Genomic DNA, 24,647 nt, shown 5'->3' with positions numbered 1-24,647 from the left:
AAGGGGTCGGGGTGCTTGAATTTTAACCAGAAAAGGCCTGGTTAAAATTCAAGCACCCCGACCCCGCATCGCAACCCCGCATCGCAACCCCGCATCGCAACCCCGCATCGCAACCCCGCATCGCAACCCCGCATCGCAACCCCGCATCGCAACCCCGCATCGCAACCCCGCATCGCACACGACCCCGCATCGGAGGCAGACCGAACAATTAGCATGTCTTTTTAGTTCTATCGCTACTAAAGTAGATGTCTGAAGCGAAAGTAGGCGCCGGCAGCTAGTGCCATCGAATACAACTCAAGCGATCCCCAGTTTCCTGATCAGCGGTCCGGTGGTGGTGCCCTGCACCAACAGGGTAAACAATACCAGTCCGAAAACCATAGATTGAATGGTCCACCAGTAGTCCAGGCTCAACGGCAGTGACAGCGCCAGGGCGATGGCAATAGCGCCGCGCAGCCCACCCCATACCAGCGTGATTTGCCAGTTGCCGGGCACGGGTTTGCCGAGCAGCCTGCTGAGGAGGCTGGCGACGGTTATTGCCACCGCCCGCCCCACCAGCAGGGCGGGAATCACGATCAGGATTGCCAGCCACTGGCTCGAGAACATCTCGAAGGTAATGACCAGTCCCATGAGCGCAAACAGCACCGCATTGAAAAACATACCGAGCCAGTCCCAGGTGATCCCGGCGCCGACCAGGAAGGTATGGGTCTGCTCGCGCAGGCAAAAACGGGTCACTATCGCCGCCAGCATCACCGCCATAATGCCCGATACATGCAACAGGTGCTCGGCCAGGTAAAAACTGCCGAAAGCGGTGAACACCAAGACCAGGCTGGTGGCGGCCACCGACCGCAGCAGCAGTACCACAATGGCGGCGATCAGACCGCAGACGGCGCCGCTGACGGCACCGCCGAAAAAGGTGGCTAAAAAAGTCACCAGCGCCGATTGCTCCCGCTCGGCCCCGGCGCCCGTCGCCAGGGCGAGCACCACCGCAAACAGCACCACCGCCGAGGCGTCATTGAACAAGCTTTCGCCCTCGATCAGCGTGCCCAAGTCCTCGGGCGCTTTGAGCGCTTTGAGCTTTGCCACCACGGCTACCGGGTCGGTGGCCGCCAGGATGGCGCCGGTGAGCAGGGCCGCTATCCAGGGAAAGCCGGCCGGATGGCCAATGCCCCAATACACCAGGGCGGCGGTGACAAAACAACTGATCAGTACACCGGGAATGGCCAACAGCAGCGCCGGAATCAACCAGCGTTTGAGCAGGTGTGGCTTGATATGCCAGGCGGCCTCAAAAATCAGCACCGGCAGAATCACGAAAAACACCAGGTCTTTGAGCGTGTGGGCGCGCACGCCGGTATCAAACCCAATCACCGGCACCAGCCAGCCATAACCGATGCCGGCCAGCAGACACGCGAGGGTCAGGTCCAGTTTGAGCAGGCGTTGCAGCAGTAGCCCGGTCATTGCCATCAGGCCCAGGAACAGTGCCTGGCCCACCACAATGTCGATAGTCATGCCCGCGATTCTCTCGCCACCGGCTGTTCTGTGGCGACGGTGTACTCCGGTTTGGGCACCGGCACCGGAAACAGCTCCTCCATGGGTTCGGGAATGCCGTGTTCGTTGATAATTTGCGCGTGGTAGCGTTTTAGCTGCCGGGGCTCTTTAACTCCACAGGAATGGGCTATAACGCCCACCTCGTAGGACAGATTGGTGGCAAAGTGATAAACGCGTTCAGACTTGTCCGTGGGATCGAGCCCTCGCTGCAGGTCCGGATCGTGGGTGGTGATGCCGGTGGGGCAGGTGTTTTTATTACACTGCAAGGCCTGGATGCAACCTAAGGCAAACATAAAACCCCGTGCCGAGGTGACGAAGTCCGCGCCTGCACACAGGGCCCAGGCCACGTCCGAGGGGTTGATCAGCTTGCCGGAGCAGATAACCTTGATACGCTCGCGCAGGTTGTACTCGATTAACTTGTCCACCACCAGCGGCAGGCTGCATTTGATCGGCAGTCCCATAAAATCAATCAGGCTCTGCGGCGCCGCGCCGGTGCCGCCGTCGGCGCTGTCGATGGTGATGAAATCCGGCGCATCCTGCAGACCGCGGCGGTGAATCAGGGTAAACAGTTCATCGAGCCAGCCGTAGCCGCCGATAACGGCCTTGAAGCCCACAGGTTTGCCGGTGACCTCGCGGATGCGAACGATCATATCCAGCAGGTCATCGAGGCAGCGAATCTCCGGGTGCCCGTTCGGGCTGATGGAGTCCTGCCCTTCGGGAATGCCCCGGGTCGAGGCGATCAACGGTGTAACCTTGCCGCCGGGCAGGATACCGCCTTTGCCCGGCTTGGCGCCCTGGCTCATTTTGATCTCGAACATTTTGACCTGGGCGTGATTTGCCACCTGGCGCAGGCGCTCGTCACACAACCGGCCCTCGCTGTCGCGCACACCGTACTTGGCCGTGCCGATCTGGAACACCAGGTCGCAACCGCCCTCCAGGTGGTAGGGCGACAGTGCCCCTTCACCGGTATTCATCCAGATGCCCGCTTTTTTAGCGCCGCGCGAGAGCGCCTGCACGGCCGGCACCGACAGGGCGCCGAAACTCATCCCGGAGATATTGAACAGGGACTCGGTGGTATAGGGTTGGCGCGCATAGCGCTCGCCGATCGTCACTGCCCGGGGTGCCGTGGCGTCTTCCGTCAGCGTCGGAAACAGGCAGTTGAGAAAAATAATATCGCCGGGTTGATTGAGCGGGCGGGTAGAACCAAAAGCCACGGTAGAGTCTATGTTTTTGGCAGCGCGGTATACCCAGGACCGCTGTGCCCGGTTAAAGGGCAACTCCTCCCGGTCCAGGGCGAAGAAATACTGCCGGAAGAACTCACCGATATGTTCAAAGAAGTAACGAAAACGACCAATGACAGGGTAGTTGCGGCGGATGGCCTGTTTCGTTTGAGTGATGTCTGCCAGGTACATGTAAAGCACCACCAGCAGGCCCACACCCAGCGTAAAGATCAACAGCAGGGCGCTGATTTCCAGAAACACCAGGGCAAATTCCTGCAGCGCATCCATATCGGTATCTAACATGGCGAAGTTCTCTTATTTTTAGATATGACCATTGCGATATCAGTTTGAACGAAAAGTTCATTTGTTACCATGCCCTCATTGAGGCTGATTGACCGCGTGGAGACAGGGTTGGAGGGGGGAGCTCAATGCTCTTCGGCACGAAAATAATCTTCCTGGTTAAAGTCGTTGAGCAGCTGGGGTTTGGCGATGCCGTATCCCTGTAGATAGTCGACACCAATCCTGCGCAACTCCCGGATAATAGTGTCATTTTCCACGAATTCGGCAATGGTTTTCATACCCATGGCGGCGGCTACGTCGTTGATGGATTTTACCATGGCGTAGTCGACCGGGTCTTTGGCCAGATTGGCAATGAAAGCGCCGTCTATTTTCAGATAGTCCACCGGCAGGTGCTTTAAATAGCTGTAGGAGGAAAAACCTGTGCCAAAATCGTCCAGTGACAAATGGCAGCCCAGCTCCCGAAAGGCGTCGACCAGCTGCAAGGTATGCGAGAGATTGTGTATTGCGGCCGACTCGGTCAGCTCGAAACATATTTTTTCCGGCGGTATCTGATATTTGTGAAAACTGCTCAATATAAATTCCAGCATATCTTCGTCGCCCAGTGAATGGCCGCTGATATTGATGGCGCAGTGCTTTATGCGTTTGAGGTCCTGGGGGTTACGCTGCAACCAGCGGAAACAGTTTTCGATGATCCAGCGGTCGACTTGTGGCATGAGGTTGTACCGCTCGGCGGCCGGGATAAATATGTCGGGTGTGACCATATTCCCCTGTTCGTCATGCATATGGACGAGAATCTCGTAACCAAACACTGCACCCGTGTCATTATTTTCGATGATGGCTTGTCGCTTTAAAAAGAAAAGATCCGCCTCCAGGGCGTGGTTGATGGCCGATACCAACTCCATCTCAGTGCGGCGCTTTTGCAGTTCCACGTTATTGGCCGAATACACATGAACGCGGTTGCGCCCTGAGTCCTTGGCGGTGTAGCAGGCGGTGTCCGCCAGTATCATAATCTGTTCGGTAGACTCGCTGGCCGGTGTGAGCGCCACGACGCCGATGCTGATGCCCAGATTGAACACCCGATCGTTAAAGTTGAAACGATAGTTTTGGATCAGCGTTCGAAATTCCTCGGCAATTTTCACGGCCTGCATCTGCTTGGTCTCCTGCAGGATAACGCCGAATTCGTCGCCGCCGAGACGGGCCAGAATCCCGCGTTCACCGAGGGTTTTCATCATCAGCAGGGACAATTCCCGCAACAGAATATCGCCGGCACTGTGTCCGCAGGTATCGTTGACTACCTTGAACTGGTCCAAGTCCATATAAAGTACGCAGTAGTCTTTCTCCGAACTGTGGGATTCCTCGAGTGCCTGCGCCAGGCGCTGTTCGAACAGGCGGCGGTTGTATAAGTTGGTGAGCGGATCGTGAGTGGCGAGGAACGCCAGGCGCTGCTCTGATTCCTTGCGGTCGGTAATATCGACCATGGCGCCTTCGATTAGGTGGTCGCCGTGCTCGTGGCGCTTGCCTATCCACATCGACATAGAGGCCCAAAAACAATCGCCATCGCGGTGCACAAGCTCCAGTTCACGGTTGACCACCCGTCCCTGGGCCTGCAGTTCGATTATCAACTCGTTGCGTTGTGCGGGGTCTTTGTAAATCTTTGAAGCATCATTTTTTAACGCTTGCAGCATGTCGTCGAGACTTGTGTAGCCGAGCATACTAACAAAGGCCGGATTGGCGTTGCTGAGCCTGCCGCTGAGCGTGGAGATACAAATGCCTTCGACGGAATTTTCAAATAGCATTTCGAACTTCTCCAGGTTTTGGATCGCTTGATTCTGCGCCTGGATGCGATCTTGCTTTTCTTTGTTAATGCGGTCGGCGATGCCCATCGACAACACGATAACAGTTGTCAGTGCGCCGAACAGTCCGGCGAACTCGGTAACTATGCTGTAAGGAGTGATACCAAAACGAATAGAGGCGGCGATAAAGGTGCCGAGTATAAAGGCGCTCCAGGCGAGTGTGTAGATTCTGGCGGTGCCGGAGCCCTTCGCCCATAGATAAATACTGATAGAGATACTGAGTATACTGGCCAGCATGGCGCAGGCCAGGACGGCGCGCAATGATACCTGGTAGGGTAGTAAAAATGCGCTCAGGAAAATCACTACACTCACCGCCAGCAGCGTGTTGAATAACTGTTTCTGACGACCTCGTAGAGCCAGGAAATTGATCGAAAAAAGCAAATGTGTACAGATGATGAGGCTAACGGTAAATATGACGCATTTTTGATTCCACCAAACAGCATTGGGCCACAATAACTGGAAACCCAGGCCCGCTTGAGAGGTGAACAGGAGCACTGTGGCCAAGGCAAATGCGGAAAACCGGAGGAATAGCTGTTCGCCGGTTCTAAAGAAAATAAACAGGTTAAAAACACCGACAATTGCCATGACGCCGGCCACCGCACCATAGATGGCGTAGAACACATTTTGATATTTGTAGAATTGCGAGGACTCCCATACCGACAGGGGGACGGCAATATTGCCCTCGGAGCGCACCCGCAGGAAAACGTCGACACCTTGGTTCGGCTCAAGCGCAAATGGAAAGGCGAACGAGGCGTGGTCTATCGGGCGGGAGTGAAACGGGCGGTGATCACCGGTACGTACCGCCTCCAGCAGCTCGCCGGTGCCGCTGTCGATCAGGTAGAAGTCCACCTCATCCAGCGCCGTGTAGCCACACAGCAGGACAAAGTCGGTGGTTTCGGTCCCGGCGTCGTTATGCAATCGCAGGTTGAACCAATAGCTGCTATGACTGAAACCGAAGCTGGGTACCTGTGCGTTATTTTTGCGCCAGGCGCTGGCGGTCAACGCCCGCACCTGCTGGAGTGTCAGCTCGCCGGCCGGGTCTTCGGTGTAGCGAATTGCCCGGCCACCCCAGAGCTGCTGGGTGGTCGGTCCCAGCAGCAGTGGCTGGGGTTCCGCCCACACGGTTGCCGCCTGCAGCAATATTGGCAATGCTGAAAAGAGTCCGACCAAGAGTATCAGGCGTCCCGCGTAATTTCCCATCAAGGCCAATATCCATCGGAGGCAGTGTCCGGGCACTGCCGTATACTTGGTTTGGGTGTATACAGGGTAAGCAATGCCCTGGCGTAAGTATAGTCAACAGCCCGTGTTGTGCTCCTGTCGGACAGAATGTCCATTTCCATGCCAATCTGAGTGAACCCCGGCCCCAGGGACGCTATGTCGGTTGCCTTGGCACGAGGATAACCAAGGGCTGATTCCGATAGAGCTGAGGAGCGATGCGCCGGCAAAAACCATCCGCAACTGACAGTCCCCCATCTCGAATATCAGTTGTGGTGATACTGTCGCCGGGACTGTCTGGTCGCGGCAGGTGGCTATGCGCCCAGCATCGGCAAGTGCTTTACCTTGTGGTACATCAGTGACATGGCAATGCAGTGTTTCAAGGCGGCAATCGGGATAACCTGGCCGGCATCGAACAAAATGGCGCGGTTGCCTTCGAAGTTGAATTTGTCGCGGTAGCATTCCCTGAAGGTTTCCACCAGCCTCGTTTTGCAGTGAAAGTACATGGCGTACTGATGGGGACTAGCGGCTTTCCAATTGATCCTTATTGTGCTGCCGCCGTCTGCCAGGTAGCTGGGTTCTCCCCACTTCAATGTTTCTTCTACTTGGCCGATTGCCTCGGTTTCGGCAGCCGTTTCGAATATCAGCTGGCGCAGAAGCAGCAATTCCTCCTGGATATTATTTGGATAGGATTGGAACTTTCTACCTACTTGTGGGTTTTTGATATCGGAGATTGACGTCGTCATCACTGGGGTCATTCGTCAAATGGCGAGCTTCTCGTTTTGTCTGCAAGCGCAGCACCACAATAGATGCATTTCTCCTTACTGGCGGCGACGAGCATATTACAGCGACTACAAGACAGCTTTTTACCAAGGCGTTGTTCTCGATCCGACACTACCATCTCTATTTTCTGCAAAAGCTCGGGTTCGCCGTAGTTCGCTTCGCTGGCCACTATCTCCCATAGCGCCTCGGTAATGAGAGACAGCTTGCCTAGTTTTCGTTCCAGCTCTTCAATGCGTGCGTTATTGGTTTCAGCTTGTCTTGAAGAGTTTCTGGCTATTCGCCTGCTCTCCAGGTCCTGTGCCGTATCTCTACGATTTTCATCACTCATGCAACCTCCCCTTTATTTGCATCACAGCCAGCATATCCTCTCCGCCCGCATCCATGCCGACTTCAGTGAAGCCGAAACTCGCATAGAAGCCTTTGGCTACCGGGTTTGCCGGATCGTAACAGATTTCGATTTTTTGTAGTGCTTTTGTCTGCTTTATCTCATCGATTGCCTGTTGTAGTGCCCGCCGTCCAATACCTTGTTGCTGGTAATTTTTATCAACCATAAACCGCCAGATGGAAACTTTTTCCGGTTCATCAGCTACCCACATAAGAAAGCCGACCGGTTCTGAACCGCGATATATGGCCCGTGTTTGATAGTGAGGGTTGAACATCGATTCAACCAGTGACCACATATTGCATGCCACATAGTCTCGCTGCTGTTCCAGCACCTCCAGATCGCAAACTTTCTCGTAGTTATCTTTCGTTACCGGCCGCAAGTCTACTTTCAATGGTTCTTCCACGCTGTTTTGATACATTCGCAGTTATTGTCTATCTGCCTCCTTTAGTTCTTTACTGTTCAGGCTTGATGGTTTTCCCCAAATTGCGGATAGCTTCCCTCGGTATCTTGTAGTGTTTGGTAATCCACGTCATATTTCCCTGGACAAAACCCACGAATTCCCTTTGCAGCAGCAACTCCCAAGCGCAGCTTGAAATTTGGTTGATCAAATCGGCCTGCTCTGCCTCAGTAGCTCCGTTCTTTTGGGCGCTTTCATATCTTTCCAGAGACATGCGCAGTTTCTTTCCGGCCCTGCCGAGGGCGCCGGCCTGTTCCTCTACTATTTCGAGTTCCAGGGCGCTTAACTTCTCCGTTCGCAGACTATCCAGACCGAACTTTTGCATTTTCTGCTCCAGCTTGGTTCTGTGTTGACCGAGTGTTGGTTGTTGCAGTCAACTCTTTTAAATAACGTGACATATTACAGTAAAGGGCTATTGTCATCGGGCTGGTTCTGCCTTCTTCGCCGCCAAAGAACTCAAACAGTGCCTGTCTGCCTTCATACAACTGACGATCGGGTGGTTCTATATAAACGGCGTCAGGTGTAAAACAATCCGCAGCTGCGCGGGCGTCACCACGGTTCCAGTCATCCGCCACTCTATTGAGAAGTCGTTCGAATCCGTCATTATTAAGAGAGGCTTCTGTGCTCGAGCTGTATAAGCGGTTAGCATCGGATAAATGGGTACAGCCAAAAAGTGAAAATAGAGTGAAGCAGATAAGCGCTGTGGTTGATGGTTTCATGAACTCCCCCTAGATCATATTGACCCTATAGAACCTCACAGGTCCATACAATATGCCGGATCGATTCCAAATAAGTCACTAACATATGTAGCCGCTCGCCGGGTGCTGTTCGAAGTGGCCGCCTGAACGGCTTCACTCACAGCTACTTTACAATTGCTAAGCTAGTGCGGTGGCACTCGGTTGCTTTGATAATCGGTTTGTCTTCGAAAAATAGCACCCCTATTGGTGTCAAAATACTGTCTGTACAACTTATCACTCGCCTCGCTACATCTGGCAGTTTGTGCAAACGCTGCCAGTGTTCAGGGCCGACACTAGTCTGAGTAGCGTGTGCTGTGGGAACTGATATTAGCATATCAGGTCGGCGATAACATAACTGCAGTCCTTGCCGGGGTAAGTCTAGGCTTGAACGGCGTCCAGTCGGGCGTCGCTCGCTCCTCACGCAAACCAGCGTGTGTTTATGGGAAGGCAGTGGCATCACCGGTAAAGATATTCTGAAGCCGCGGAGATTCCGGCACAAAGGGTTTGTCAAAAGGCTGCCGTATTCCATCTACAGGTATGCCGCCGCCTGGGGAATAGGACGCGGTCGTGTCGCAGCGGCAATGTATTGTTTAAAGACGGATTCTAAAAAGCAGGAATGGAGAGCCAAATTGTTAGTCCTCGTTGGTCACCGGAGGACTCATCGGTCCGGCTGCGAATTTTTGTCACCAATATTAAGTTCTGCAAAAACTCTCGATGTAAATTTCTCCGGCGTAAACTTTTTCGACAATGCGTTGAGGTTTTGATTAATACCCGTGGTTACAAAATAATACATATTTCAACACAACTTATATCTAGAATCTTACGCTCAAATCAAATGCTTTAAAAACAGGTTTTTTTATGAAAAGGTTAATAATGGGCACGACTGCAGTGCTGTTGAGTTTACATCTGTCGGCTGAAACCTTTGAAGGTTCGTTGAGGCTGAGCACCCAAACGGAAATAGACAGTTTTCGTTACACGGAAGTTACAGGCAGTTTGATTATCGAGGAAAGCGTTGAGGGTGAGATAGTGAATCTCGACGGTTTGTCCGAACTTAACCGGATTGGAGGCAGGAGCTTATCTATTCAAAATAACCAGGCGTTAACCAGCGTCGACGGCCTGTCGAACCTCGAGTCGGTAAAGCACGGCGGTAGAGTTGTCATACAGAATAACGATGCTTTACAGAATGTGGACGGCTTATTGCGACTGAACAGTTTACTCGGGTCAGTCATTATTACCGGTAACCCATCGTTGAAAAACCTGGATGGTCTGGCTAACACCGGATACAGTTCCGCCTTTGAAGATAAAGTGATATTTGTAAAAGACAATACAGCACTCGAGAGCGCCTGTGGTCTGGCCGACATCTGGACCAATGTCGATGGCCTGGGTCCGGTTTATGTTGAGAATAATACGGCCTCGACGAAAAATGTGACTGCGATTGTTGAAAACTGTAAGAGCTGCAATGCTGTCTACGAAGGTGATGTCACCCTGACCTCGCAAGCGGAGTTGGATAGCTTCAATTACTGCAAGGTTACTGGCGAGTTAATAGTTCAGGAGAGTATACCCGGTGACATCGGTCATTTAATCGGCCTCTCTGGTCTCCGGGAAGTAGGTGGCTTGAGTATTCTCTCAAATAGGGAACTGTATTCGACCAATGGTTTAAATTATTCTTTGAGTAGAGTCACCGACAAAGCGCTCAGAATGGTCAGAAATCTCTCCATGCATACAGTAGACCTGCCGGAGCTCGCCGCCGTTGAAGGGAATATCAACCTCAGCCGCAACTCAGCATTGACAAGTATGCGCTTCGAGAACCTCACCACACTGACCGGTGGTATCAGCGCTTACCATAACCTGGCTTTGGAATCTATAGAGCTGGGTCAGTTAACAGAGATAGGTGATTATTTGACACTGAAGACGAATTCTTCTTTACAGGAAGTGTTTGTCCAGGCGCTAACGCGTATAGGAGGTTGGGTACACATTCAATTTAATGCGAGCCTGGAGCATCTGGGGTTCATGGATGAGGTCGCGGATATAGGTGACTACCTTCTTGTCAGCCACAATAACCGGTTAAACGATATCAGCGCACTAAGTGAGTTAACCACCCTTCCTGCAGATATGCTATTGGTTAAAAACCCCCGGTTATTGACCTTGAATGGCTTGCAGAACGTTATCACCGTCGATGGCGATTTTACACTTGTTGATCACAAAGGTCTGCAAAACCCCTGCGCAGTCTCCAGCCTGTTAACCAACCAGGGTGTTGGGGGAGTGACAACTATTGCCGGCAACGGCGCCAACTCCGGTTCGGCGGAGGATATCATTGAGGCGTGTCGGTGATGGACATTCACTGATGCAATGTGGAGAGCGGTTTCGGTCCTTTTCCAACGCTTTCCCGGCGTGCCAGCCCGACGCCCGGTCGACATAAAAGCCGGCCAGGTGTCAGGTAATGCGCCGATACCTGTTAGGGGTTAGCCGGTGTGACACTGAGTACAAAAGCGCCGGTATCCTGCACCTCCTTGCTGGTGACTTCGACGGTGTAGTAACCCGGCTCCAACCAGATATTGACAGTGTTTTCCCCATTTAGCACCTGGGCTTGATCTACCAACGGGTCGCCATAGATATTGGGGCCTTCGACAAGGAAGAGGTGACTTTCTAGATTGGTTGAGGTTGTCTTGATCTGGTAGTCGCCGCTGGTATCTACCTCGAAGGTGTAAGACTGTGCATAAAAATACTGTAAGCCGTGATTGGGCCCGTAAGGGTCATTATTGAAAATGGGCGCTTTAAACATCGATAAGCATGGCCCTGACCCAAAACCCGATAGTGTGCCTGTACGAGGTTGCGAAAGCCTGATAAAACGGTCGCAGGCAACTGTCGACTGGCCCAAATCAAGCCGGAAGCGCGATTCACGCTGCGGGTACTGAGTTGTGATTTCGAGCAGATAATCGCCGGCATCCAGCTCTCTTACGATAGTCTGGCTCCGGCTGACATCGAAGTCATTTTCGGGGAAGGATTCAGTGAGCAACAGCGGTGCCGGGGACTCCTGCTTGGCCAGGTAGAGGTAGGAGGGCTGTGACTGTAGAAATGTGAAAGCTCTGACTATCCTCGGCTCGGTCAAAGTGAAGGCGAATTGCTTGGCATAATAGTTACCCGGCTGCGGCCCGTAGGGATCGCCGTTGCCGCTGTAGAACCTGAACAATGAGTCGCAGCCCTCGGCGATTAGCCCCTGGATAAACGTATCTCCCAGGGCGATATTCGATTGGCAGGCACTGGTGTTGTAACGATTGGCGCGGAAAGAGTACTGGCCGATAGCCAGTTCGTCGTAAGCCGTTACCTCCAGCGCATAGCTGCCCGGGTCCAATCGAATATCAAAACCGTTGCTGGGTGAGCCGTGGGTTGTTCGTGTCGAGGCAATGGTCTGGTTGAAATTGCCGGCTTCATAAAGATTCAGCAGTACGGCCGAGTCCCCAAACAAGCGGATAAAGTTGAAGTCCTGGGGTTCCTGTGATGAAAATGTGTAGTAGTTCGCCCGTTCCGGATTGATGCCTGCGTAAGGGTCATTGGGATCGGGCATCCAGGAGAGAATGGGACATCCCGCCGACCATTCATCGACAATTGTGCTGTTGGGCACCAGTTCCTTTTCACATACGGTTTGCAGGCCGCGCGGCTGCACGTCTATAACAAACTGGCCCGGCGCATAGCGACTCACCGTGGTGAGTTCAATGGTGTAGTCGCCCGCGCTGAGGTTAGTGACATAATAGTTACCGTTGAATTCCTGAATGGGCGGGGCAAATTCGCCGGTGCCGTCGAGTATATAAAGATAAGTTGAAACCGTGGAATCGATATCGATGCTGATATCAGTCGCCTCGGCCAGGCTGAAGGTGAAGTATTTCGCCCTGAAGGGCGCGCCCGGATTTGGACCGTAAGGGTCGAAGACATCGCGGTGTTGGGATTCACAGTTGGGGGTCCAGCCATCGGCGATACTGGTGCCCAATTCGAGGGGTTGCACACACTCGGGATTACCCAGGTCGTTAAACACCAGCTCCAATTCAAAGTTAGACAAGCTGGTGCTGGTCGCTTCGATAGTATAGGTGCCGCTGGGCAGCCAGGTTTCAATAAGACTTTCCTGGAAGCTCAGCAATGGCGTCGTATTGGGGGTGGGGCCCTCTATCAGGAATAAATGCCGATTGAAGCCACCGGTTATGGATACCCTGATATCGGCATCCCGGTCAAGTTGAAAAGTGAAATACTTTGCCGGAACGGGACGGGGATTGTAAGGGTCCTGATTGTTTATGCGGTTTACCGAAGTGCAGCTCTGCACCCATGTATTGGTCACTGTAGTGCCCACGGCAATATCCAGGTAACACTGGGAAATATCGACGCCCTGCGACATTGCTTTGGTGCAGAAAAATGACAGCAGCAAAGCACAGTAAAATGCCAGGTGGTAGGTTCGTTTCTTTTCCATGGTTAATATCCTCTGGTTCTACGAGCTAGCAGTTTTCGTTTCTGTATTTCATGTTGTAGCCGGCGTGCTTTTTGGTAACTCGGGTAAAAGTTCAATACTTTGTCCAGGGTGTTTTGCGCGCGATCCAACTGGCCGAGTTGGTAGTGCCGTTCCGCTTTGGAAAACAAGCCTGCTATATGGTAAGGGTATAGCTCCACAAACCGGTTCAGAGCCTCCAGGCTCGCTTCCAGGTCCCGCTGCCGGCGCAGCTCGACCTGGGACAGGTTGTACAGGGCCCGGTCATTTTGTGGGTTGAGGACCAAAGATTTTTCCAGTAAATCCTTGTCAAAATACTGGCGTCCTTGAAATGCGAAATATTCCGAAAACAACAGGAGTCCGGAAAGTAAAGGGATAAGTAAAAAGGCTGTTGCAAAAGGCTTTCTGACAGGTATCTCTATAAAACCGGAAAACCCCGATCGACGAATAACAGTTGCAAATAAGATCGTAGAAAAAAACAGGCTTGCAGGCGTCAAGAAAACGGCACTAAAAAGAGAGTGGAACAAGGTTGCGAAAACGGCAACAAACAACCATTTGTCTATATATTCTCCGCGCACAGCATTGGCCAGCGCCGAGAAGAATATATACGATAGAAAGGCTACAAAAACCGAACCGCCAATAAGTCCCAGCTCACTGTATAGCTTGAGAATAATATTGTGAGGCGTTCTCAGTATTTGACGCTCGTTGATAAAGGGTGAAGCTTGGGATGTGCCTGGAAGTGCATACTTCGGATGTATATATTCAAAATTGTTTGCGCCTACGCCAAAGAACTCCTCTCTGGACATTGATGCGGTATTCTCAAACAGTTGGATGCGCTGCCCGGCGGCTGCGGAGATACTGTTTTTGAAAACGGCGATTTTGCCACTTAGACGCCCACTTTGGTTTGTGTCAACAAATTGATAGATGCCGATTCCCAACAGCATCAAGGTAGTTACTGAGAGAAATATCAAAGCTCGCTTAACGCTTTTGCGGGCAATAAGTGCAAAAATTATCAGCTCCCCAAGGGTTAAGCCAATAATGGTGCCTCTTGTGCCTGCCTCCATCAGAATGCTGACTATCAAAAGTAGTGTAATTATGGCTGACCAGAACAGTGCCTTCTGGTGCCTATGCTGAAATGCGAAGATAAGCAGGCAGGGTATCCATATATTAAACACATGTCCGGCATTGTTAATAAATCCGATAGGAGAGAAAGTACCCACATTGTAAGGGCGTTGCAGGGCGTATCTTTCCAGAAAAAACACCAGGCAAAACACTAAAGCTGACCAGAAGGCGGTAGTAATGAATAAGTTCGCGAGCGATCGACCGGAGAAACTGTTGATCAGGCAGTAGGCCAGCAGGGAGGCGTTGAAGAGACGTAATATGAACTCGAGGCCAGCGACGGTATGGGGCGCCCACCAGAGGCTCGCCACCGACAGGACCACTAGAGTAAAAACTAAACCGCTCAGCGGAGACAGCTTAAGAGCGCGCTGTTTTTTAAAGAAAAACAGGAAAATATACAGGGATGTAAAGCAATCGAAGATAAACCATTTCGGAGTGTCGTGGCTGTAGTAAACGCCTGAAAAGTGAACGGTCGACATCAGTCCGCCAATAATGGCAAACAGGCCCAACTGCCGTTTAAAGACATAATCGGCGATATAGTTCCATTGTCTGAGCATCCCCAAAGGCTAACCCGTTTCTCGAACATGAAGTCAGTCTTATAGTGATTGTCTGTGAGCAGAGTAACAATACCCTATATTTGGAAAATATGCTGATTGTTGTTAAGCGCAAGGGTTGGTAATGCAATTTATGTCTTTTAACGTACTCAGGTTTTTGCAGAGGCTGTAGTTACAAATACAACAGTTTGATGCTTGACACTAACCACTTCTTGATCAGGTCTGTTGCGCTGATAGCTGCGGTAATAATTTATATATAAAATGATCTGTAAGGTGACCCCTAACCGTTCGGACCAAAGTTTTATAAGGCAAAGCTATCGCGATTTGGTTGGCATGGGATTACCATTGAGAGAGCAGGTGATTTCCGGATTTTACTCAGCCAGAGAAACAGAAGAGAGGCAAGTAGGCACAGGTCGCAATGCTAATGAATGGCTCGCCAAGCTGGTCAAATCTCACACCATTACAAACGCTTGCAATATCATCAGGAAACAATCGGTATGCTAACACCGCTTGAGCTCTAAAGGCTTTTTTAAAAGTCTTGTTTATGTTGTCGATAGATTGGCGACACCGGGATTCTTAAGGCGGAAATTCCTGATACTGCGGAACACCCTCAGCAATAGTTTCCCACTTCGCCTTGGAACCGACGAAAATATGCCGCTCTAACCTAACGTCCGGGTCGCCGTCGACACAGCCCAGAGCCACGCCGTGGATTTTCCCACCATAGACGCCGCACAGCATGGAACCACACCGGCTGCAAAACTGTTTTCCCGCACCCTGTGTGTTCACATAAGATGTCAATAGTTCCTGTCCGAATACCCAGGTAAACTGCTCCGGGTCCACCAGGGCATATGCCGATGCCTGGGCGCTGAACGCCTTTCTGCACCGGGAGCAATGACACGATCTCGCGTCATACAGTTTTCCGCTAATTTGATATTTTACGGCACCGCAAAAGCATTCTCCGGTTATTGGCAAGGGTGTCTCCTCAATTGGCGGCTACCAAAGCGGTCGGGCATGCCCGTTTACTTCTATAGCTGTTCGCACGACTTTTTGCTGTGTTGCAGCGCTTTTAAAATACCGTTCTCAATATTGTAAATCCACCCGTGCACCGACAGGGTGACGCCGCTTTTCCAGGCGTTTTGCACGACGGTGGTCTCACAGACATTTTTTACCTGTTCGATGACATTTAGCTCGCATAGCCGATCGGCTTTTTCATCCTCGTGCACGCCGTCCAGAAGCTCGGCATTGAAGCGACTCACATCTTTGACCTGGTGCAGCCAGTTGTCGATAAGCCCGTGGTCCTCGTTGCTCATCGCCGTTTTGATACCGCCGCAGCCATAGTGGCCACAGACGATAATATGCCTCACTTTCAACACTTCTACCGCATACTGAATAACGGAGAGGCAGTTCAAATCGGTATGGGCCACGATATTGGCGATATTGCGGTGTACGAAGACTTCGCCCGGCGGCAGATCGACAATCTGGTTGGCCGGCACGCGGCTGTCGGAGCAGCCGATCCATAAATACTCGGGGGTCTGCTGGCGAGAGAGTCTGGAGAAAAAATCGGGGTCTTGTTCGGTTATGGCATCGGCCCAGGCCCGATTTTTATCGAGCAGGTGTTGCAGTGTTTTCAAGCCGGATTACTCCTTTATCGTTGTCTTTGTCGACTGACAGACCGGTCGATTCATCTACAGCGATCGATTTAGCGACAGGGATCGATGTAACTACAGGATCGATGTAACTACAGGATCGATGTAACTACAGGATCGATTTAACCATGAGAGCGGATCGGCGGGGCGGGTAGAATGTGACCTTTTTCGCACCCCGTGACGGCACCGCCTAATGTATTGATTTTGGGGGGCTAAATCAATGTCGGCTAGGGGGCCGTCGCCGGGGGCGTAGTGCCGGAGGGGTGTTATGGGAACTAGTCGTCGCCGTTATCGGACATACCGAGTTCTTTTAATTTGCGCGTCAGGGTATTGCGCCCCCAGCCCAACAGGTTGGCGGCGTCGCGCTTGCGCCCGGCGGTGTGCTTGAGGGCGGTCTCGATCAGCGCGCGTTCAAATACCGGTACCGCTTCGGAGAGAATATCCCGCTGACCCCGGGACAGGGCCTGATCGGCCCAGTGGCGCAAGGCCTTGTCCCAGTCACCGGAGGGCGCACTCACCTCCTTGGCATCCATCAGTTCCGGCGGCAAGTCCTCTATGTGTACTTCGCGGCCGCTGGCCATGACCGTGATCCAGCGGCAGGTGTTTTCGATCTGGCGCACATTGCCCGGCCAGTCGAGACTGCACAGATAGGTCTCTGTCTCCGGTAGCAACACCTTGGGTTCAACCCCCAGTTCGCTGGCGGCTTTGTGGAAAAAGTGCTGGGCCAGCTTGGGGATGTCCTCGCGGCGGTCGCTCAGCTTGGGAATATGGATGCGAATGACGTTGAGGCGGTGAAACAGGTCCTCGCGAAAACGGTTATCCTCCACCAGCGTCTCCAGGTTCTGGTGCGTGGCGGCGATAATCCGCACATCCACTTTGATCGGCGTGTGGCCGCCGACCCGATAGAATTCGCCGTCGGCCAGCACCCGCAGCAGCCGAGTCTGGGTTTCGGCGGGCATATCGCCGATTTCATCGAGAAACAGGGTGCCGCCGTCAGCCTGCTCGAAGCGACCCTGGCGTTGGGCGGCGGCGCCGGTAAAGGCGCCTTTCTCATGGCCGAACAGCTCCGACTCGATCAGGTCGCGGGGAATCGCCGCCATATTGAGGGCGATAAAAGGCCCCTGGCGACGTGGGCTGTGGCGATGCAGGGCTTGGGCCACCAGCTCTTTGCCGGTACCCGATTCGCCGTTGATCAACACCGTGATATTGGATTGTGAAAGTCGGCCGATGGCTCGAAAAACCTCCTGCATGGCCGGTGCTTCGCCGATAATTTCGGTGCCCATATCGGGAATTTCCGTGTCGGTCTCATCCGACAACTGCTCCTGGGCATGGGCCAGGGCCCGTTGGGTCACGGCTACCGCTTCATCGACATCGAAGGGCTTCGGCAGATACTCGAAGGCGCCGCTCTGGTAGGCGGCCACGGCGCTGTCCAGGTCCGAGTGGGCGGTCATGATAATGATCGGCATGGACGGGTGGTCCACCTGGATATTGTTCAGCAGCGACAGGCCATCGATACCGGGCATGCGGATATCGCTGATAATGGCGTCGGGACGCTCCCGGGACAATTGGGTGAGGGCGCTGTCGCCGTTTTCGAAACTGTTGGTGGCGATACCGGCCTGTTGCAGGGCTTTTTCCAACACCCAGCGAATGGAGCGGTCGTCGTCGATAATCCAGACTCGATTGGTCTTATGCATCTTGCTGTTCCGATTGTAAGTGTTCCAGGGGTAGGTAAATAGAAAACGCTGTGCACCCGGGGCGGCTCTCGCACTCGATCAGGCCGCAGTGCTGATTCACCAGTTGTTGCGAAATGGCCAGTCCCAGGCCGGTGCCCTCGGCGCGGCCGGAGATCATCGGGTAGAAAATATCTTTCACCAACTTGGCGGGAATGCCCGGGCCGTTATCGATAACGGTGATCCGCCCCACCAGCGGATGGTGGTGGCGACCGATGGTAAACTGGCGCTGCACCCGGGTTTGCAGCGTAATACAGCCGTCTTCCAGCATGTCCGCTTCACGCAGCGCCTGGAGGGCGTTGCGCACGATATTCAATACCGCTTGTATCAGTTGCTCCTTGTCGCCCGGCAGGTCGGGAATACTGGGGTCGTAGTCCCGTTCCAGGCGCAGGTTGCCGGCACATTCCGCATTTACGACCGTCGCCACCCGCTCCAGCACCTCGTGCACATTTACCGGCTCCCATTGCAACGGCTGGCGCGGTCCCAGCATTTTGTCCACCAGTTTGCGCAGCCGGTCGGCCTCGTCGATGATAATGCGGGTGTATTCCTCCAGTGCCTGATTGGGTAGCTCCCGCGCCAGCAACTGGGCCGCGCCGCGGATGCCACCGAGGGGGTTCTTGATCTCGTGAGCCATGCTGCGCACCAGGTTGCGAGTGGTTTCCTGGGCCGAACTGAGGGCCTCTTCCCGACTTATACGCAGCAGGCGGTCAAGTGGTTGTACCTCTATCAACAGGCCGCCCTGGTCGGAAATGGGGGTCACCGAGTAGTCAACGGTCAATGTGTGGCCGTTGTGAAGTTGCCACTGGGTCCGGCGCTTGGTGTAGGTGCGCATTGCCGCGGCGGCCTCCCGCAGTGTCTCCAGCGCGGCATCCGATTCGTAGAAGCTGCGTTCTATCGGGGTGCCGGTCACCTGGGCGCTGCTCACCTCCAGCAACATCTCCGCCGCCGAGTTCAAATGGCGCAGGCACAGCCCGCCATCGACCACCAGCACGGCGGTATTGAGGCTGTCGAGAAGCTGTTTGAAATTGGCGTCGCTGGCCATAGCCGGGTTCCGGGGTCTCGAGTTTAGTCGTGCCGAGGTCTCGAGAGTAAAATCTCGGGAATTAAAGCTGGCACCAATCGGGCCGGGCATCTTGCGGGAAGTCTGCAAAAACCAAACCAACCTGCCGGACGACCTATAACTGTGATCTGGAGAGGATTATTCTACGCAGCGGTGCAAACGGCTGCACCATTTTTGTGCATGCATGGTGTTGGTGCATTAAATCGAGACTTTTCTCTACTGGCTTTTGGAGCCACCCGCCGCGGCTTCCCGGGCGGCGTGCTGATGAGAGCTGCGGCTGTTGCTACTTTTTGCCCTTACCGGCAGGTTTGGCCACCGTGGCCCGCCGCACATGGACCGTGACCGGCTTTGAAATGCCCAGCACCTTGCCCTGTCTGTTTACTACCCGCACCTGCAGGCTGTGGCTGCCACGGGTGATCTCCTTCAGGGTGATGGTGGCGGCGGCCTCCTGCGCGACGGTTTTGCCATTGAGCATCACCTCCAGGCGATGTTCCGATGACAGCGGCGGCTCCAGGGTGGCGGTGACGGTGAGATCGCGCTGGCCCGGCGGCACGAAGGTACCGTCCGTCGGGCTGCTAACCGACAATTGGTAGCGGGTCGGCAGTTGTGACTCATCCTCCGCATCGCCCGTCCCGGCCCCGGTACGCGGGATCACCGCAGGTGGTGGTTGCGTGTTAATGGCGGGCAGTTTGACGGGTTTCGGCTGCTCGCCCTCCACCGCTCTGGGGTTGTCGGTGTAGACCACATTGCCGTTTTCGTCTACGGTTTTATAGACCTGTGCCTGGCCGGGTAACGGCAACCATGACAGCACTGCAAGCACAATATAACGCATGGAATAACGCATGGAGAGCTCCGTTGGGTCACTCGCAGCCAGGCTGGAGTTGAGTTGAGGATAAAGTCTATACTTTTCGCCGCGCAAAACCAAAGGAGTGTGTCATGTTCGTCGCACCGATGTCGCCGGATGAGCCGCGGCGGCTGGAAGCACTGCTTCGCTACAACATACTGGACACCGAAGCGGAGACGGCCTACGACGATCTGGTGGAAATCGCCGCCCATATTTACGGCACGCCGATCGCCCTGATCAGCCTGGTGGACGGCGAGCGGCAGTGGTTTAAAGCGAAAGTGGGTCTGGACGCCGAGGAGACCCATCGGGATGTGGCATTTTGTACCCACGCTATCTTGCATGATGAAGTGTTTGTGGTGCCCGATGCCCGCAAAGACAAACGGTTTCACGATAACCCGCTGGTCACCTCGGCACCGGACATTCGCTTTTACGCGGGCGCGCCCTTGATTACCAGTGACGGCTATGCGCTGGGTACCCTGTGTGTTATTGACCGCGAGCCCCGCGATTTCGAACCGGGGCAGTACAGCGCCCTGCAGGCGCTGTCGCGACAGGTGGTCAGTCAGCTTGAGCTGCGCCTCTACGCCATGCAGATGCAGGATATAAACGCCCGCAAGGACCGCTTCTTTTCGTTGCTGGCCCACGATTTGAAGAGCCCGTTCAATGTGTTGCTCGGCTTTACCGAGCGGCTGCAAGCCCAGGCCGCCACCTTGGCGCCGGCGAAAATCGTCGCGATTGTCGATGGCCTGCACCGCGCTTCCACCCAGGCCCACGACCTGTTGGCCAACCTGCTGGACTGGTCCCGGTTTCAGCTTGGCGGTATGGTTTACACCCCTGAGGACGTCGATCTCAACGTCGCCGTCGAGCGGGTGTTCGCCTTGCTGGATCAACAATCGGTGGAAAAAGGTGTCGCGCTGCGCTCACTGGTAAAAACGGGCACACCGGTTTATGCCGATCCGCCGCTGTTGCAGTCGCTGCTCTACAACCTGGTGCTCAACGGCATTAAATTCTCCAGCAGCGGCGGCGAGGTAACCGTGGCGTGTGAAAGAGACGACGCTGCCGCGCGCGTCGCCGTCAGCGATAGAGGTCTCGGTATCCCGGCCGCCCGGCAGGCGCGGCTGTTCGACATTGACAACTATGCCTCCACCCCCGGCACGGCAGGCGAAAAAGGCACGGGTCTCGGCATCATCCTGTGCCATGAGATCGTGACCCGCCACGGCGGCGAAATGGAGGTGGAGTCGGAGCCGGGGGTCGGTTCGAGCTTTTATTTCACTTTGCCTGACAAAGCGTAAACATTGCCCGGCGGCCGGTTCCGCAGAGATGCAGTGTTGCCACCCGACATAAAAAACCCGATGCGGGAGCCGCATCGGGTTTTTTGTCGCCGGGTGAGCGGCGCTTACACGGAGTAGTACAGGTCGAACTCAATCGGGTGAGTGGTGTGCTCTACCGCATAGACTTCATCCATTTTCAGCGCGATATAGGCGTCGATCATATCGTCGCTGAAAACGCCGCCGGCGGTCAGGAAGGCGCGGTCCTCATCCAGTGCCGCCAGCGCCTCGCGCAGGCTGCCGGAGACCTGCGGGATTTCCGCCGCTTCCTCTGCCGGCAGGTCGTAGAGGTCCTTGTCGGCGGCATCGCCGGGGTGAAGCTTGTTTTTGACACCGTCGATACCGGCCATCAACATGGCGGCAAACATCAGGTAAGGATTGGCGGTGGGATCGCCGAAACGCACCTCGATCCGCTTGCCCTTGGGTGACGAGACGTAGGGTATGCGAATGGAGGCGGAGCGGTTGCGGGCCGAGTAGGCCAGCATCACCGGCGCTTCGAAGCCCGGAATCAGGCGCTTGTAGGAGTTGGTGGAGGCGTTGGAAAACGCATTGATGGCCTTGGCGTGCTTGATGATACCGCCGACGTAGTGGAGTGCGGTTTCCGACAGTCCCGAGTAACCGTCGCCGGCGAACTGGTTTTCACCGTCTTTCCAGAACGACTGGTGGCAGTGCATGCCGTTGCCGTTGTCACCGACCAGGGGCTTGGGCATAAACGTCGCGGTTTTGCCGTAGGCATGGGCCACATTGTGGACGCAATATTTGAGGATTTGCACCTCGTCGGCTTTTTTCACCAGGGTGTTGAACTTGACCCCGATCTCACACTGGCCGGCGGTGCCCACTTCGTGGTGGTGCACTTCCACGTCCAGCCCCATTTGCTCCATGGCCGCACACATGGCGGCGCGGATGTCGTGCAGGGAGTCTACCGGGGGCACCGGAAAGTAGCCGCCTTTGACGCCGGGGCGGTGACCCATATTGCCGTCGTCAAAGCTGTGCTCTGAGGCCCAGGCGGCTTCTTCAGAGTTGATCTTGTAAAAGGCGCCGGACATATCCGAGCCCCACTTGATGTCGTCGAAGACGAAAAACTCAGGCTCCGGGCCAAAATAGGCGGCATCGCCCAGACCCGAGGCCTTCAGGTATTCCTCGGCGCGTTCGGCGATGGAGCGGGGGTCGCGCTCGTAGCCCTGGCCGGTGGCCGGTTCGACGATGTCGCAGCGCAGAATGACGGTCGGCTCGTCGGTAAAAGGGTCGAGTACGGCAGTGCTGTCGTCGGGCATCAGGATCATGTCCGATTCGTTAATACCTTTCCAGCCGGCGATGGAAGAGCCATCGAACATCTTGCCTTCTTCGAAGAAGTCCTCGCTGACTTCAGAGATGGGAATAGAGACGTGCTGCTCCTTACCCTTGGTGTCGGTAAATCGCAGGTCCACCCAGCGGGCTTCACTTTCTTTTATCAGGTTCAGAGTCTTCTCTGACATTGCGGTCCTCCACAGTGGCCGGGACAAAATATGGGTTATTGAATCTAGAGTGTTCAGAACTCAGCGTTAACAACTTAGAGCTATCAGTAGGGGCAAAATATGTGCCACTTACCGCTATGCCCTCGTGCTTACTAAACTCGCTTGATAAAGCAAGGGTTTCGCTAACTGCCGACTGCGGTCCGCGGCGAGGTGCACCAAAGGCGCGCACCAAAACAGGGCTTTGCAGGGCTGCATGCACCAAAAAAAAGCAGACAGAGGTTGTAACCGGAGAGCAGGCAAGATCTGTGTCGAATTTGTGTGCAAATTGCGAGCGTGCATTATAATCGCGCCCCCGGCAGAAGAGAATATACTGCACAACTCTAATTCACGATCCCGGCGTTTTTGCTGCCGGGGCCGCCCGGGGCCATCCCCCGGCGGGCTGTACGAGCACAAGATCAGACCTTTTTATGCACTTCATCGTCAAATTATTTCCGGAAATTACTATCAAAAGTGCGCCGGTGCGCCGGCGGTTCACTAAACAGTTACGCGATAATCTGCGCCATTTACTGCGGCCCCTGGACCCGGGCATCAGGGTGCAGCGGGACTGGGAGAAAATCGAGATCAGTACCGAGCGGGCCGATAACGACCTCTGCGGGCAGGTAGAGGACGTTCTTTCTCACACCCCGGGTATTGCCAATTTTGCCCGGGTCGAGGTGCATCCACTGGGGGATATGGAGGATATTCTCGCCAAGACCATGGCGGTCTGGGGGGAGGCGCTGGCGCATAAGACGTTCTCCGTGCGGGTCAAGCGCAACGGCCGCCACGAATTTTCCTCGATCGATGTGGAGCGCTACATCGGTGGTGGTCTCAGGGAGCAGACCCGGGCCGCGGGCGTCAAGCTCAAAAACCCCGATATTGTCGTGAGGCTGGAGATTCGCGACGACCGGCTCTATGTGGTGCGGCGCCAGCGGCCCGGTCTCGGCGGTTTTCCCCTGGGTACCCAGGAGCCGGTGCTGTCGCTGGTGTCCGGCGGTTTCGACTCCACCGTCGCCAGCTACCTGATGATGAAGCGGGGCATTCGCACCCATTTTTGTTTTTTCAATATCGGCGGTCGGGCCCACGAAGTCGGGGTCAAGGAGGTGGCGTTCTACCTCTGGCGCAAGTTTGGCGCCTCCCATCGGGTGAAATTTGTGACCATACCTTTCGAGGGCGTTGTCGGCGAAATCTTACAGCAGGTGGACAATGCCCAGATGGGGGTGGTGCTGAAACGGATGATGCTGCGCGCCGCCAGCCGCATGGCTCGGGAGATGGGGGTGGGGGCGCTGGTTACCGGTGAGGCGATTGCCCAGGTATCGAGCCAGACGCTGCCCAACCTCAGTGTTATCGACAGCGTTACCGACACGCTGGTACTGCGCCCGCTGATAGCCACCGACAAAAATGACATTATCACCATCGCGCGGCAGATCGGCACCGAAGAATTTGCTGCCAATATGCCGGAGTACTGTGGTGTTATTTCGGCCAGACCGACAACCCGCGCCCGGCGCGATCGGATCGAGCAGGAGGAGTCCAGGTTTGACTTCGCCGTATTGGAGGCGGCACTGGCGCAGCGCAACATTAAAACTATCGATCAGGTGGTCGATGACCTCTCGAGAGGCGTTGACATCGAGGTGGTGACGGACCTGGCTGCCCGCAGCCGGGGCGATACCGTGGTTATCGATATCCGCCATCCTGACGAAGAAGAACTCAAGCCGCTCAGGATCGACGGGGCGGCGGTGGAAAAGGTGCCGTTTTACCGGCTGAACACGGTATTTCCCGACCTCAGTACCCGGCGTGAGTATTTACTATACTGTGATAGAGGCGTCATGAGTCAATTGCACGCCGCGCACCTGCGCGAAGAGGGCTTTGATAATGTGGGCGTATACCGACCCGGAGCCGGCAACTAGAGGCTG

General features: G+C 54.6%; 19 protein-coding genes. 3 read left to right on the top strand and 16 right to left on the bottom strand.

What is annotated here, in order from left to right:
- Window positions 1-294 precede the first annotated feature (294 nt).
- The 8 genes from FKG94_RS24225 to FKG94_RS24190 form a co-directional block, all read right to left on the bottom strand.
- Entirely contained in the window at window positions 295-1,506 is a 1,212-nt protein-coding gene (locus FKG94_RS24225) for a cation:proton antiporter (protein ID WP_142929533.1), read from the bottom strand.
- The gene (locus FKG94_RS24220) at window positions 1,503-3,068 is read right to left on the bottom strand and encodes an FMN-binding glutamate synthase family protein (RefSeq protein WP_246125375.1); all 1,566 of its coding nucleotides are present in this window, start codon (window positions 3,066-3,068) and stop codon (window positions 1,503-1,505) included. The genes FKG94_RS24225 and FKG94_RS24220 overlap by 4 nt, the downstream gene beginning before the upstream one ends.
- Before the next feature lie 122 nt (window positions 3,069-3,190).
- On the bottom strand, window positions 3,191-6,118 hold the full coding sequence (locus tag FKG94_RS24215) for an EAL domain-containing protein (RefSeq protein WP_142929532.1): 2,928 nt from the start codon (window positions 6,116-6,118) through the stop codon (window positions 3,191-3,193).
- Between the two features lie 329 nt (window positions 6,119-6,447).
- Window positions 6,448-6,879 carry a DUF1801 domain-containing protein gene (locus FKG94_RS24210; RefSeq protein ID WP_179957795.1) on the bottom strand — a complete coding sequence of 144 codons (432 nt, stop codon included), beginning with the start codon at window positions 6,877-6,879 and terminating at the stop codon, window positions 6,448-6,450.
- Between the two features lie 8 nt (window positions 6,880-6,887).
- Window positions 6,888-7,244: a hypothetical protein gene (locus FKG94_RS24205; protein ID WP_142929531.1), complete on the bottom strand. Its 357-nt coding sequence runs from the start codon at window positions 7,242-7,244 to the stop codon at window positions 6,888-6,890.
- Window positions 7,237-7,719: a GNAT family N-acetyltransferase gene (locus FKG94_RS24200; RefSeq protein ID WP_142929530.1), complete on the bottom strand. Its 483-nt coding sequence runs from the start codon at window positions 7,717-7,719 to the stop codon at window positions 7,237-7,239. The genes FKG94_RS24205 and FKG94_RS24200 overlap by 8 nt, the downstream gene beginning before the upstream one ends.
- Before the next feature lie 34 nt (window positions 7,720-7,753).
- Window positions 7,754-8,083, bottom strand: coding sequence for a DUF6665 family protein (locus tag FKG94_RS24195; protein ID WP_142929529.1), 330 nt, complete (start codon window positions 8,081-8,083; stop codon window positions 7,754-7,756).
- Window positions 8,061-8,477 (bottom strand): nuclear transport factor 2 family protein, encoded by a 417-nt coding sequence (locus FKG94_RS24190; RefSeq protein ID WP_142929528.1) that lies wholly within the window; start codon window positions 8,475-8,477, stop codon window positions 8,061-8,063. The genes FKG94_RS24195 and FKG94_RS24190 overlap by 23 nt, the downstream gene beginning before the upstream one ends.
- 876 nt (window positions 8,478-9,353) lie before the next feature.
- On the opposite strand from FKG94_RS24190, the gene FKG94_RS24185 reads away from it, so the two are divergent.
- Window positions 9,354-10,826: a receptor L domain-containing protein gene (locus FKG94_RS24185; protein WP_142929527.1), complete on the top strand. Its 1,473-nt coding sequence runs from the start codon at window positions 9,354-9,356 to the stop codon at window positions 10,824-10,826.
- Window positions 10,827-10,950: 124 nt separating this feature from the next.
- Here the strand turns inward: FKG94_RS24185 and FKG94_RS24180 are convergent, their stop codons facing one another.
- From FKG94_RS24180 to FKG94_RS24150, 7 genes are all read right to left on the bottom strand, one after another.
- Entirely contained in the window at window positions 10,951-12,951 is a 2,001-nt protein-coding gene (locus tag FKG94_RS24180) for a hypothetical protein (protein WP_142929526.1), read from the bottom strand.
- Window positions 12,952-12,953: 2 nt separating this feature from the next.
- On the bottom strand, window positions 12,954-14,642 hold the full coding sequence (locus FKG94_RS24175; RefSeq protein WP_246125381.1) for an O-antigen ligase family protein: 1,689 nt from the start codon (window positions 14,640-14,642) through the stop codon (window positions 12,954-12,956).
- 573 nt (window positions 14,643-15,215) lie between these two features.
- Complete coding sequence (locus FKG94_RS29655) at window positions 15,216-15,611, bottom strand: GFA family protein (protein ID WP_142929524.1); 396 nt, start codon at window positions 15,609-15,611, stop codon at window positions 15,216-15,218.
- A gap of 53 nt (window positions 15,612-15,664) precedes the next feature.
- Window positions 15,665-16,270, bottom strand: coding sequence for a carbonate dehydratase (can, locus tag FKG94_RS24165; RefSeq protein ID WP_142929523.1), 606 nt, complete (start codon window positions 16,268-16,270; stop codon window positions 15,665-15,667).
- 290 nt (window positions 16,271-16,560) lie between these two features.
- On the bottom strand, window positions 16,561-17,979 hold the full coding sequence (gene glnG / locus FKG94_RS24160) for a nitrogen regulation protein NR(I) (RefSeq protein ID WP_142929522.1): 1,419 nt from the start codon (window positions 17,977-17,979) through the stop codon (window positions 16,561-16,563).
- The gene (gene glnL, locus FKG94_RS24155) at window positions 17,972-19,057 is read right to left on the bottom strand and encodes a nitrogen regulation protein NR(II) (protein ID WP_142929521.1); all 1,086 of its coding nucleotides are present in this window, start codon (window positions 19,055-19,057) and stop codon (window positions 17,972-17,974) included. The genes glnG and glnL overlap by 8 nt, the downstream gene beginning before the upstream one ends.
- Before the next feature lie 301 nt (window positions 19,058-19,358).
- Window positions 19,359-19,919, bottom strand: a complete 561-nt coding sequence (locus tag FKG94_RS24150; protein WP_142929520.1) for a DUF4124 domain-containing protein — start codon at window positions 19,917-19,919, stop codon at window positions 19,359-19,361.
- A 92-nt stretch (window positions 19,920-20,011) separates the two neighbouring features.
- On the opposite strand from FKG94_RS24150, the gene FKG94_RS24145 reads away from it, so the two are divergent.
- Entirely contained in the window at window positions 20,012-21,208 is a 1,197-nt protein-coding gene (locus FKG94_RS24145) for a GAF domain-containing sensor histidine kinase (protein ID WP_142929519.1), read from the top strand.
- A gap of 104 nt (window positions 21,209-21,312) precedes the next feature.
- On the opposite strand, the gene glnA is transcribed toward FKG94_RS24145, so the two are convergent.
- Window positions 21,313-22,719, bottom strand: a complete 1,407-nt coding sequence (glnA, locus tag FKG94_RS24140) for a glutamate--ammonia ligase (RefSeq protein ID WP_142929518.1) — start codon at window positions 22,717-22,719, stop codon at window positions 21,313-21,315.
- A gap of 446 nt (window positions 22,720-23,165) precedes the next feature.
- On the opposite strand from glnA, the gene thiI reads away from it, so the two are divergent.
- The gene (thiI, locus tag FKG94_RS24135; RefSeq protein WP_142929517.1) at window positions 23,166-24,641 is read left to right on the top strand and encodes a tRNA uracil 4-sulfurtransferase ThiI; all 1,476 of its coding nucleotides are present in this window, start codon (window positions 23,166-23,168) and stop codon (window positions 24,639-24,641) included.
- Window positions 24,642-24,647 lie beyond the last annotated feature (6 nt).

Origin of the sequence: Exilibacterium tricleocarpae (assembly GCF_007004655.1) — a bacterium.
Taxonomy (GTDB): Bacteria; Pseudomonadota; Gammaproteobacteria; order Pseudomonadales; family Cellvibrionaceae; genus Exilibacterium; species Exilibacterium tricleocarpae.
This window is presented reverse-complemented; position numbering and strand designations above follow the sequence as displayed.